Genomic DNA, 13374 nt, shown 5'->3' on the forward strand with positions numbered 1-13374 from the left:
TTGTGTGTAGGCTTCTTCATTTGAAAATTATATCGCTGAAAAAGCCTTTACAGATAGGTTTGTGCAACAAAGCCGTATCCTGTTAGAAAAATTTAAATATCGACGATTAATATTTTACCAAATAGTAAAATACAAATTATATTGATATGTATTGTTGATTGTACAAAAAATATCGCTCTGATAATATACTTTACCAATTGTTACTAATAATTGGGTATTTAAAATGCAAAAATCACGTTAATAGATAAGTCTTCACTTGAGAAAGTTAATGTAGAGTCTAATATAATAAAATTAGAAAAATCGACGATTATCCAGCCAAATATTAAAAAAGAAGAAATTTTAGAGATTATTCAGGAAGGTGATAACCTCATAATTAAATTAAAAAATGGTGAAAACATCACAATAGAAAATTATTTTGTGAAAGCTGCTGATGGTGAAACATCTGATTTAGTTTTTGATGGTACGGTTTGTGCTTTTGAGCAATTGGTTTGGCAAGATGGGATTGCAAGCTTTAAAGAATTAACAGGTCTTGAAGAACTTCTTCCGATCATTACAGGCACAAGTACCGGTGGTGTTGGTCCTTTACCCTGGATTGTCGGTGGATTGGTAACAGGTGGAATTATTGCGGCGACTAATGATGATAAAAGCCATTCAGAGCCAGAAAATGAGCCTAAAGTTGAAATTTTAGATGCACCAAAAGTTGAAATTGCGAATGATCAAAATAATGATGGTCTATTAAATCGTAGTGAAACTGGTGGTGCGTCACAGCTCAATATTATTGTGACGATTCCGACTGGTGCAGTTACAGGCGATATAATCACACTCAAAGATCAAAGTGGCAAAGCTTATACGCATACTTTGACGCAAGCGGATATTGATGCAGGCAAAATCACAGTTCAAGTGGAGAAACCTGCTGAAGGGACTGAGCTTAAAGTCACTGCAACCATCACCAATGAGGGGGGAACATCAGCAGAGTCAGTACCTGACCAAGCGGTGATCCATGAAACAGCACCTTCTGTCCAAGTAGAAATTGAAGCAGACTATGCCACAGGCAAAGGTAAAGTTACCTTTACTTTCTCCGAAGATATTGATGATTTTGATATTAACGATATTGTGATTAATGGCGGGAAAATTGATCCTGATTCTTTAGTTAAAAATCCAGATGGTACATATTCAGCAACTCTTTCAGATTTGAAAAAGGGTACTGCTGTTGAAGTTTCTGTCAAAGATGGCAGTTATACAGATCAAGCGGGTAATGCCGGCATTGAAGGTTCAGATGAGGATGTATCTGTAAAAGTCACTGCAATCAAACCTGATACAGTGGGTGGTGGTTCTATCGTGACAGGTGTGACCAAACCCAACACCGAAGTTACGTTAAAGGATCCTGCAACAGGTAAAATCTATACGACGACTTCAAATCCTGATGGAACATGGTCGATGACCACGACTGATCCGTTACAAGATGGTTCATCAATTACTGTCACCGTACCCAATCCAGATAGCTCAAATCCAGATCAAAGCGCATCTGATGAAGTACCTTTACCGTTTGTGAGTATCGATATTGTCGGTGGTGATAATTTTATCAATGAAGAAGAGTTGGTTGAATTAACTGACCCCGCAACTGGGACTGTAAAAATCACGGGTACGGTGAGTAATCCAACTGCTGATATGACCATTACTTTTAATGGTAAAAAATATTCTGGTATTGACGTTAAAGTGAATGCAGATGGAACTTGGGAAATCAATGTTCCTGTTGAAGATATCAATTTAAATGGTAAAAATACCATTACAGCCAAAGGTCAAGTAACTGATTCGACAGGTACGGTTTTCCCATCGAATGATGCAGAGAATCAAGTTGGTACAGATACGACACCCCCGAATGTCAGTGTGAGTATTAGCCCAGAGGGTAAAATCACCATTGCTTCTGATCCTGATGTAGATCCTTCAAGCGTTGAAACAGGTAAAATTACGGTGATCGATCAGGATGGTAATCCTGTTACTGTAACACTAACGCCGAGCGAAGATGGTTTGACTTTTACAGGTCAAGTCCCAAATGGTTTTGATGGCAAAATTACGGTGACTGTCCCTGATGGTAGTTATCAAGATTTGAATGGTAATCAGGGTAATCCTGATCAAGAAAGCAAAGCTGTGGACACTCAACCACCGCAAGTGATTGTGAATATTGATCCGAATGGCAATATCACAGTGACATTTGACCCCGATGTTGATCCATCAACCATTGATCCGAATACTGACTTTGTGATTACGGATAAAGATGGTAACCCTCTGAAAGACAAAGATGGAAATCCAGTCACCGTTCCACTATTAACTTCAACAGATGGTGGGATTACGTGGACAGGTAAAATTCCTGAGGGCGTAGAAGGCGGTGTTAGCGTCACTGTTCCTGAAGGAAGTTACCAAGATAAAACGGGTAATGAAGGTGGAAAAGGTACTGATACTGAAAATGTAGACACGCTTGCACCAAAATTGACTGTGACTATTGATGCTGATGGTACGGTTCATTTTGATTTTTCTGAAGTTGTAAAAGGCTTTACTTCAGAAGATATTTTAGTTGCAGGTTCTAAGCTTGTACCGGGTTCATTGACTGATCTAGGCAATGGCAAATGGACTGCAAAACTAGACTCAATGCCAAAAGATGGCACCACTGTTGAAGTTACAGTAAAAGATGATACTTATACAGATTTAACGAATAACTTGGGTTCAGGTCATCAAGATCAAGTTATTACGATCAAAATTGACAGTGTTAAGCCAAATACTGATGGTAATGCGATTATTTCGGGTAAAACAGAGCCAAATCAAACGGTAACAGTGACTGTGCCAGGTTCAGATCAACCTTTAATCACCACTTCTGATGCCAATGGTAACTGGACAGTCACCACAGATTTTCCATTGAAAGATGGTAATTTTGTGACAGCAACAACGCCTAACCAAGATAATGTCATTATTGAAGATAAAGTGAAGTTACCATTTATCACCATTGATGTTATTGCGGGTGATGATGTTATTGATCCTTCGGAACGTACTGATATTGACACTCAAACTACAATGAAAGTGAGCGGTACAATCAGCAATCCTAATGCTAATGTTACAGTGACTTTTAATGGTGTTGAGTATTCGAGTAATTCAACAGATCCTGCTAAAAAAGTTACTGTAAATTCAGATGGTACGTGGTCTATTCAAGTCCCTGCAGATCAAGTTGGAAGTCAAAACTCTATCGAAGCAAAAGTTTCTGTGGTGGATAATGGTACAACAATTGATTCAGCACCTGCTGTTCGTGATCCAATTACCCAAGGTAGCATTACAGTCGATGTCGATAGTAAAGGTCATATTACAGGTACAACACTCGAAGTCGTTCCAGGTCAAACAGTCGAATTGATTGTGATTGGTAAAGACAAAAATGGCGTTGAAATTGAAAAGAAAATTCAAGCCACTGTAGATAGCAACGGTCAATATACAGCAAAAGTACCGACAGACTTTGAAGATGGCAATATCACAGTTATTGCGACAACCAAGGATGCAAACAATCATCCACTAGATGCAAAAGATGCTGAACCTGCATTAGATCGTACATCGGGCTCTATTACAGTAGATATCACGCCTGACGGTAAAATCACCGGTTCAACCACCGATGTCCCACCGGGTGCAACGGTTGAACTTGTGGTTGAAGGCAAAGATCCAAACGGCAACCCTGTCAGCGAAACCATGACCGTGACAGTCGACAGCAACGGTCACTTCACCAGCACAGTGCCACCAAGCATTGCCGATGGTGGTGTCGATGTCACAGGAACCACAACGGATCGCAATGGCAACCCACTGACAGATACAGACAACGAACCAGGACTTGATCGCACGCCTCCGGCTGTGACTGTTGAAATTACTCCCGACGGTAATATCAAAGTGACCTTTGATCCAGATATTGATTCAAGCACCATTGATCCAAACACGGACATCGTGATTACCGACAAAGACGGCAATCCACTTAAAGACAAAGATGGTAATCCTGTAACTGTTCCACCACTGACATCAACTGATGGAGGGATTACTTGGACAGGTAAAGTACCACCAAATGTTGACACTGAAGTAAAAGTTGAAGTACCTGCGAAGGACAAAGATGGCCATCCAACTTATGTCGATAAAATAGGTAATCCAGGTACGGGTGGGCAAGCTACAGTAATTGTGGATACCTTGCCGCCAACTGTAAAAGTTGCAATAAGTGAAGATAGAACTTCGGTGAATTTCATCTTTGATGAACTCATTCAAGGTTTTGATGCTTCTGATATCGTGGTTACAGGGGGACAATTAAAACCAGGGACATTAATTGAAAATGCTGATGGCACGTGGACCGCGCAACTTCAAAATACAGAACAAGGTACTACCGTTGAGGTAATGGTTAAAGATCAAAGTTATACAGATTTAGTGGGGAATGTAGGTCTGGGGGCTACCGATACAGATATCACCATCAAGATTACCAGTGTCACCTCAATTGTAGGCTCAAATGATAAGCTGATTACAGGTCTGACAGGGGCAAATCAAGACGTCACTGTAATTCTGCCGAATGGTACGGTAGTTGAAGGAATTCGCTCTGATGAACATGGATATTGGGAATTAACGACAGAAATTCTTGAAGGTACAAATGACCAAATTACTGCACAGACAAAAAATCAAGATGAAAAGCCTATAGCAGATACGATTAGCTTGCCATTTGTTTCGATTGATCTGGTGTCTGGTAATGATGTCATCAATGAAGCTGAATATGCTGATTTTGCTAATACTGTGACTATTACAGGTAAAGTCAGTAATCCAGATGTCAGCATGACAGTAACCATTGCAGGTAAGATATACACAGGTTCACAAGTGACAGTAAATGCTGATGGTACTTGGTCCGTGAATGTACCTAAAGCAGATGTTGCACAAGATTTTGATATTACGGCACAAGCGACATCTAATACATCGGGTGCGACTTCAGATGATGCTTCACGTGATGTAACAGTTGATATTGAACCACCAAAAGTGACTGTAGATATTGATACAACAGGTAAAATTACACTGAAATATGCTCCAGATGTTGATCCAACTAGTATCGATTTATCACAAGTTACTGTGAAAGATACCTTGGGTAATGTGATTCCTGTGAAATGGAACATATCTGACAGTAGTGCATTAAACTTTGACGCCATGATTGAGATGCCTGTCGATGACATTATCACAGTGACGGTGCCTAAAGGCAGTTATCAAGATTTAGTTGGTAACCTTGGTTTAGCAGGCTCAGATGCTGAAGATATTGATAATGCAGCTCCAAATATTCAATCATCTGTGATTAAAACAGATGAAGATACTTCTGTTGTGATTACTTGGGCACACTTAGGTATTCGTGATAACAGTACTGATTTAAGTAAGTTAACTATTTCATTCACGCAGTTACCAGCAAACGGTACTTTGTATTTAAATGGTCAGGCAGTGACCGATGTCAATGTGCTGACAGGCTTAACTAAAGCAGATCTTGATGCAGGTCAATTAAGTTTTAAAGCTGATTTAAATGAAGCATCAACAACTGCCGATTCAGCATATACAACGCTTGATTTTGAGGTACATGATGGGATTAATACTTCTACAGGTTCTGTTGATGTGATGGTTGAAGCTGTTGCTGATACACCAAACCTATCACTTGACTTGTTGGATTGGAGTCCAACCGCACTTAATTTAAATATTAAAACATGGGAAGGTTTGAAATCTGTCACCATTGATGGAAAAACCTATAATTTGTTACAAGGTAATGGGAGTGGCATGCCAGCAGATACTTTGAAAACAGTATTTGAGTATTTAACCAGTGATAAAAACACAACACATAAACCAGCAACGAGTGGTGAAACTTCAAGCTTGGCAGATAGTAATGTTGCAACCTATAAAGGGGTTGCGATTACAGGTTATGTCTATTTAGAAAAAGGGCATACCTATAATTACAAAGGTAAGGCAGATGACAGTGGTATGCTCATCATTGGTAATGAAGATCCAGTCTATGTAAGTTGGGGGGGGATTAAATCAGTCTGTGGATTACAGCTTTGTCGCAGCAGAGTCAGGTTTCTATACCTTTGATTTTTATATGCATAATCAAGCGGGTCAAGGCAACTATGACTTCCAATTAATAGATCAGTCACATGGGGATAAAATCAGTTATTACCCTGATTTAGAGACTGCTTTGTCAAGTTTGAATGATTTTTATCATCAAGCGAATCCATCAGTGGAATGGAAAGTATCAGATCTGATTCAAGGCAGTGCAACTGATAAAGATGAAAATGGTTTCCATCGTCCATACTTCAACTTAAGTGGTGAAGTTGGACAAGATATTTCACTTGGATTGCTTAATACAAGTCTGAATGATATCGATGGCTCAGAAAGCTTGACCTTAAATTTCTCAGGTTTAGTTGAAGGCATGATGATTTATGCATTGGCTGCAGATGGCTCACGTCTTTTATTAGGTACAGCCAATGCCCAAGGGCAATTAAGTTTGGTTGCCGATGGCGTATCTTTAGATGGTGCAAGCTTGGTTGCTGTTGCTCCGGCAGATTTTGTGGTAACAGGTTCATCTTTGGGCTTAAAAGTGAAAGTAGAAGCCATTGCTACAGAACAATCTAATCATTCAGCAGCCAGTTCAGAACTTGAGTTTGATATGACCTTGTATCCATCTTCAAATGCAGCATTTAAAGCAATGGCATTTGTTGAGCATACAGCGGTTGAGCAAGATGCAGATCTAATTTTTAATGTATTAAATGATGATGATTTGGGTGGAAATCGCTTAACGCCTGTCAATGATTTTGCATCTACAGATCAGATAGATGTTTCGGCATTACTTGATCACAATGCGAGTCTTGAAAATATCAATGAATACTTAAAAGTAAGTTATGATGCAGAGCAAGACCAAGCGGTGATTTCAATTGACCGTGATGGTACTGGAACGAATTATCAGTCTGCTGATTTGTTGATTTTGAACAACCAAACGACCGACCTTACTCTTGAACAATTATTGCAAAATAATCAAATCATCATCTGATGATTTGATCAGCACAATATTTTTCTAAAGATAAAAAGCTCTTTCGGGAGCTTTTTATCTTGCCGACTTATCACAGCATAATCGGATAAGTGGTAAGTTTTTTTATTGGATTTAACATATTGATAAATCATTAAATAATCAAGTATAAAAAATAAATTTAAAATTTTTACATTTTTGACAAAAGTTGGCTGTTTAGAGTCAATTGAATCTGTGGATACATCGCTTAACTTAAAAAGATAGATCAGGATGATGTACTCGTTGAAGATATTCACGAACATATTGATAAAATGGACAATAAAATGAACATACAAAACTCTAAAAAATGGACAGAATGTACAGTACAGCTGTGTAAAAACATCTCGTTGGCAATGGTTTTTTGGGTACCATTTGCGATGTCAAATTCAGTATATGCAGCGCCTGCTCCGAAGCTCGATTTAACTTTATCTGAGCATTCACAACAAAAAATTAAAAAATTGATGAACGATCCAAAAGTCTGGGCGCAAATTCCTAAACAAGTGACTTTGTGTGTCTATTCGCCTGATGGTGCTAATGGTGAAGCCTTTGAACAAGCAACGAGCTATATCAGTGAATTACCTCGTATTGCACAAGTGGCAAAGCAGTTTGGTGTTGATTTAAAAATTATCCGACCATCGAAGCTGCAAATGCGTATAGATATGGATTATCCACGATTAAAGAAAAAAGCCAGTACTGAACTCAACTTACGCGTATATACCGATGAGCGTGTTTTAACAGAAGATTTTAGAAGTAAACGTTGTGATGGCGCAGGAATTAGTAATTTACGTGCACGCCAATTTAACCCATTTGTTGGCAGTATAGATGCTATTGGTGCAGTACAAAGCTATAAACAATTGTCTGCCGTGATACAACTTTTAGCACGACCTGAGTATGATGCTAAAATGGTCAATAAAGACTATGAAGTGGTCGGAATTGTCCCTTTGGGTGCGGCTTATATTATGGTGAATGACCGCCGAATTGACACCTTAGCCAAAGCAGCAGGTAAAAAAGTTGCAGTGATGAATTTTGATGGTACACAAAAGAAATTGGTACAAAATGTTGGTGCACAGCCGATTTCTGTTGATTTACTCACTGTAGGTGGCAAGTTTAATAATAAAGAAGTTGACATCATGGCTGGCCCTGCATTGTTGTTTAAACCCTTAGAATTACAAAAAGGGATGAATGATAAAAATGGCAAAACTGTTGGGGGAATTATTCGGTTTCCTCTTATTCAAGTCACAGGGACATTGATCATGCAACGGAATAAATTTCCTGCGGGAATGGGATCAATTGCCCGCGAAATCATTTCTAAACAACTGAGTCCTGCTTTTGAGTTTGTCGATAAAATTGAAAAAGAAATTCCCGCAAAATATTGGATGGAAATGCGTGAAGCAGATAAACCAGGCTATATCAAAATCATGCGTGAAGCGCGTATTCAGATGACAAAAGAAGGTTATTATGACCCTGCGATGATGAAAATTTTGAAGAAAGTGCGTTGTGCACAAAATCCGAGTAGTTTTGAATGTGCTTTAAATGATGAATAATTCATATTGGTTTTGAATGTCGTAATTTTAAATGCTCTGAAAATGGGCATTTTTATTTAAGTGAACTGAGACAATAGTTTGAGTTGCTTTACTTTGCTTATTTTTAATATAAGGTTGATTTTAGCTGGTTGCTTGTTAAATCAAGGAACCTGATTTTATTTCACATTTATACATTTGGCTAATATTTAGTCTATACGATTTTCATTATATTGAGCTTTTAAATAGAACAGTTAAATACATCAACACCATAGATTAAGGGAAAAATGTGTTTCAAGTATTTGCAGAGCTTTGTGGTGGTGTAGGCTTATTTTTGCTTGGCATGACATTGATGACGCATGGGCTAAAAAATATTGCAGGTGAAACCTTAAAACATTTATTTACCCAATTTACCAATACTACGAGTAAAGCGGTATTGACAGGCATTGGCTTGACGATTTTGGTCAATTCATCCACTGCAACGACAGTTGCTACAGTGGGTTTTGTCAGTGCAGGGGTGATGACTTTTGCCCAAGCGATAGGTGTGGTTATTGGTGCAAATATTGGGACGACCAGTACAGGATGGTTGGTGGCATTTCTTGGTTTAAAATTTTCCATTTCAATGTTTGCACTGCCATTTATTGGTTTGGGTGCAATGCTGCATTTGATTGCTAAAGATCGCTTGAAACTGTTTGGGCTTATCTTGGCGGGCTTTGGTATGATTTTTTTTGGCATTGCGATTTTACAAGAGGCCATGACGGGGTTTTCAAATCGAGTTGATCTTTCATTTTTAAGTGCAGATGGATTTTGGGCAAAGGTACTGCTCGTTGCCATTGGTATCGTCATGAGCTTGATTTTACAGTCTTCAAGTGCTTCGATCACAGCCACTTTAGCTGCTTTAGCTAGTGGCGCCATTGATGTATCACAGTCTTTGTATTTGGTGATTGGACAAAATGTTGGTGCAGTGGGGATCACAGTGTTGTCTGCCATTGGTGCATCCATCAATGCGCAACGTACGGTTTTGGTCAATGTGATGTTCAATGTTGTGGCTGCACTGGTCGCTTTTTTATTTTTAGCACCTGCTTTGTTGTGGTTATATCAGCATGTGTCTTGGCTGAGTCGTTGGGACAGTTTAGTCATTGTGGCGTTATTTCACACTTTGTTTAGTGTGGTTGGTGCATTGATTTTTATACCGATATTGAAAAAAATTGAGCAATGGGTGATTGTGTTATTATCTGAAGATTCACCAAGTATTTTAAATTGTTTGGATACTGCAAATTTACAAATACCGATCGTTGCTATTGAAGCCGCAGAAACAGTACAGCATCATATTTTATTTGAAATATTTAAGACCTTACACAACGTATTTCGTGATGGTATTTTACCGAGTCCAAGTGAGCTGAAACTTTTAGATGAAATCATTTTACAATTAGAACGTTATTTAGAAAAAATTACCATCACCGATAATCCTGAGTTACAACAGCATTTTCTCGTTATTTTAAGAGTCATGGTTTATGTGAGAGTTCTGCGTAGCGATTTAGCTCAAATTGAGAATGCACTTATTCTGCGAATGCATCCCGCAATTTTACAATTAGCATTGGATTATTCACACATTTTAGACAGCTATATTGAAGATATTGCCCATTTAAGTGAGCATCAACAAGTTGAAAAATTGCGTACAGAATTGAACAGTTTGAAGAAATGGGCAAGTAAACATCGTGCACAGATTCGCAGTGAAGTGTTGGAATATACGGTGTTAAATCAGCTGAATGCTGCAAAAAGTTTAGAATTACTGGCAGCACAGCGTTGGATCGAACGGTTGATTGCTCATACTTATCGTTTTTCTAATGTTTTATATGAAGGCTAAAAAACAGAACAATGAGAATATAGAGTCTAGGGTCTTAGCCTTTGTTTGCTATTGATTTCAGAATTTCATCCATTTAAATCATAAATTGATAAATACAAAAATGTGATAACTAAACGTAGTTAAGTTATTTTTCAATTGAAAGTAGAGGGGCTAGCATAATGCTTAGTCCTTGCTTTTCCTGAAAAATATATGAGTAAATCATCTAAACCATTAATTATTACTGCGATTGTTATTGTGGCAATTGTGGCATTTATTTATCTCCAAAAAAATAAAAATGTCACGCCTGAAGCTGCAAGTACTTCTACGCAAAAGTCGGATTCAGCTGTGGTTATTGCTTATCAAACGGGAGTAGATCCTAGTAAAGTTGCACAAGCAAATGGTGAGTATGAAAAAGAGAGTCAACAGGCAATTACGTGGAAAAAGTTTGATACGGGTGCAGATGTTGTGAATGCTTTAGCATCAGGCGATGTTGATATTGGTAATATTGGCACGAGCCCATTTGCTGCGGCTGCTAGTCGTAATTTACCTATTGATGTATTTTTCATTGCAGCAAAATTAGGGGCTTCAGAAGCTTTAATTGTTCGCAATCAAGCGAACATTCAAAAACCACAAGACCTTATCAATAAAACCATCGCAGTGCCTTTTGTTTCGACTGCGCATTACAGTTTATTGTCAGCGCTTAAACATTGGAATATTGCAGAATCACAAGTAAAAATCATTAACTTACGTCCACCTGAGATTTCAGCAGCGTGGGAACGTGGTGACATTGATGCTGCTTATGTTTGGGAGCCTGCATTAAGCAAAGCAAAAAGTAAGGGTCACGTGTTAACGGATTCTAAACAAGTCGGTGAATGGGGCGCACCAACATATGATGTTTGGGTGGTACGTAAAGAATTTGCAGAAAAAAATCCTCAATTTTTAAAAGCTTTTGTACAAACATCTTTAAAGCAAATCGACCGCTATAATCAAGCACCAGAAAAATTTCAACAAGATGTCGAAAATATTAAGAAAATTTCGTCATTGACAGGTTCAGATCCAAAAGACATTGCTTTGTTATTGTCAGGTAATATTTATCTGAATCAGCAACAACAAGCACAACGCTTGCAACAGGAATTTGCCAAAAATATTTTTGATACAGCTACATTCTTAAAAGCACAAGGCAAAGTAGATCAAGTTAAACAAAGTTATCAGGACAATATTAACCCTAAATTTGTGCAGCCTTGAGGAGTAAGCCATGTCTGTTTTAAAAGCTGAAAACATTACATTGCATTATGCAAATCAAGATGTTGCTGTACTAAAAAATATTAATTTAGACGTTCCTGAGTCATCTTTAACGGTGGTTTTGGGCGAGTCGGGGTGTGGTAAAACCACCTTACTCAATATTTTGGCAGGTTTTCAGCAGGTTGACGCGGGTGTGGTGAAAATTGATGATGAAATATTGACACAGCCCGATGCACGCCGTGCCGTTGTTTTTCAGGAACATGCTTTATTGCCATGGCTAAATGTGTCTGAGAATGTGGCTTTTTCACTGAAATTAAAAGGTCTAAAAGACTCAGAAATTACAGAGCAAGTTGATGCAATTTTGACAACAGTGGGTTTAGCACATGTTGCAGAGGCGAATATTTGGCAATTATCGGGTGGTATGAAACAGCGTGTCGGTATTGCCCGTGCATTGATCAGCCATGCACCGTTTATTTTACTTGATGAGCCATTTGCAGCGTTGGATGCGTTTACCCGTGAGAACATGCAAGAGTTGGTGTTGAATTTGTGGATTCAGAAAAATAAAGGCTTTTTCTTAATCACGCATGATATTGAAGAGGCTTTATTGCTGAGTCATCAATTGGTGTTGATGACAGCCCGACCAGGAACCATTGTGGAAACGTTGCATTTAGATTTTGCACAGCGCTATCGTCAAGGAGAATCTATTCGTTCAATTAAATCCGATCCATATTTTATTCAACTACGTGAGCAATTATTTGAACGTTTAAAAGATCAGAAATTACATGCTTTGGAGCTTTAAATGAATAGTCAAATTCAGAAAATTGCTCAAAAATCGTTAGACGATACTACAGCAATTCAGGAGCATAGCACAGCATCAACACAGATTAAATTTCCAAAGTTTATGACGAAAAATTTAAGTCTTTTGATGAGTTTGGGCAGTATTAGTACGATTATTCTGCTGTGGTTCGGGATCAGCGCATTGCATTTAGTCCCTGAGCTCTTTTTACCTTCGCCAAGCGCAGTGTGGCAAAAGTTTGTGATTGTAAGCCAAGAAGGGTTTATGAAAGCCACGCTTTGGCAACATTTGGCAGAAAGTATTAGTCGAGTATTGACTGCATTGATTGCTGCGATCGTAATTGGTGTGCCTGTTGGATTATGGATGGGTTTAAATAAATGGGTACGTGCAGTGCTTGATCCTTTGGTTGAATTATTACGTCCAATTCCGCCGTTGGCATATTTACCTTTATTGGTCATTTGGTTTGGCATTGGTGAAACAACCAAAGTTTTATTGATTTTCTTTTCAATTTTAGCGCCCGTCATTATCAGTTCTGCACATGGGGTCTTGAGCCATCAAAAAAACCGTGAACGAGCAGCGCTTTCTTTGGGTGCAACACACTTACAAGTATTGAAATATGTGATTCTACCGACGGCTTTGCCACATATTTTAACAGGAATACGCATCGGTCTTGGGGTGGGATGGTCAACCTTAGTCGCGGCTGAGTTGGTTGCTGCAGATCGTGGTATTGGTTTTATGGTGCAGTCCGCAGCGCAGTTTTTAATTACCGATACAGTGGTACTCGGTATCATTGTGATTGCTATGGTTGCAGTGAGTTTTGAATTATTTTTACGTTGGCTGCAAAAGCAATTAGCGCCTTGGTACGGTCAACAATTATAGAAGATGC

Annotated in this window: 7 protein-coding genes; all 7 read left to right on the forward strand. The window is 38.6% G+C overall.

The window, feature by feature from the left end:
- Nucleotides 1-231 precede the first annotated feature (231 nt).
- The 7 genes from HX129_RS16375 (at nucleotide 232) to tauC (ending at nucleotide 13367) form a co-directional block, all read left to right on the forward strand.
- Nucleotides 232-6114, forward strand: coding sequence for an Ig-like domain-containing protein (locus tag HX129_RS16375; protein ID WP_502872652.1), 5883 nt, complete (start codon nucleotides 232-234; stop codon nucleotides 6112-6114).
- Nucleotides 6068-7069, forward strand: a complete 1002-nt coding sequence (locus HX129_RS16380) for a type I secretion C-terminal target domain-containing protein (protein WP_286434957.1) — start codon at nucleotides 6068-6070, stop codon at nucleotides 7067-7069. Before HX129_RS16375 ends, HX129_RS16380 begins: the two co-directional genes overlap by 47 nt.
- Nucleotides 7070-7437: 368 nt before the next feature.
- Entirely contained in the window at nucleotides 7438-8628 is a 1191-nt protein-coding gene (locus tag HX129_RS16385) for a putative solute-binding protein (protein ID WP_286434975.1), read from the forward strand.
- 265 nt (nucleotides 8629-8893) lie between these two features.
- Nucleotides 8894-10471, forward strand: coding sequence for a Na/Pi cotransporter family protein (locus HX129_RS16390; RefSeq protein WP_286434958.1), 1578 nt, complete (start codon nucleotides 8894-8896; stop codon nucleotides 10469-10471).
- A gap of 189 nt (nucleotides 10472-10660) precedes the next feature.
- Nucleotides 10661-11695, forward strand: coding sequence for a taurine ABC transporter substrate-binding protein (gene tauA, locus HX129_RS16395; RefSeq protein WP_130074942.1), 1035 nt, complete (start codon nucleotides 10661-10663; stop codon nucleotides 11693-11695).
- 10 nt (nucleotides 11696-11705) lie between these two features.
- Nucleotides 11706-12491, forward strand: coding sequence for a taurine ABC transporter ATP-binding protein (locus HX129_RS16400; protein WP_286434959.1), 786 nt, complete (start codon nucleotides 11706-11708; stop codon nucleotides 12489-12491).
- Complete coding sequence (gene tauC / locus HX129_RS16405; RefSeq protein WP_130074940.1) at nucleotides 12492-13367, forward strand: taurine ABC transporter permease TauC; 876 nt, start codon at nucleotides 12492-12494, stop codon at nucleotides 13365-13367.
- The last annotated feature ends 7 nt before the right edge of the window (nucleotides 13368-13374 follow it).

Origin of the sequence: Acinetobacter sp. 251-1, from assembly GCF_030329305.1 — a bacterium.
In the GTDB taxonomy this organism is placed as follows: Bacteria; Pseudomonadota; Gammaproteobacteria; order Pseudomonadales; family Moraxellaceae; genus Acinetobacter; species Acinetobacter piscicola_A.

Bases quoted from the DNA above. Each gene is read 5' to 3' on its own strand.
- tauC (WP_130074940.1), top strand. From the start codon at position 12,492: ATGAATAGTCAAATTCAGAAAATTGCTCAAAAATCGTTAGACGATACT.
- HX129_RS16400 (WP_286434959.1), top strand. From the start codon at position 11,706: ATGTCTGTTTTAAAAGCTGAAAACATTACATTGCATTATGCAAATCAA.
- HX129_RS16385 (WP_286434975.1), top strand. From the start codon at position 7,438: ATGGTTTTTTGGGTACCATTTGCGATGTCAAATTCAGTATATGCAGCG.
- tauA (WP_130074942.1), top strand. From the start codon at position 10,661: ATGAGTAAATCATCTAAACCATTAATTATTACTGCGATTGTTATTGTG.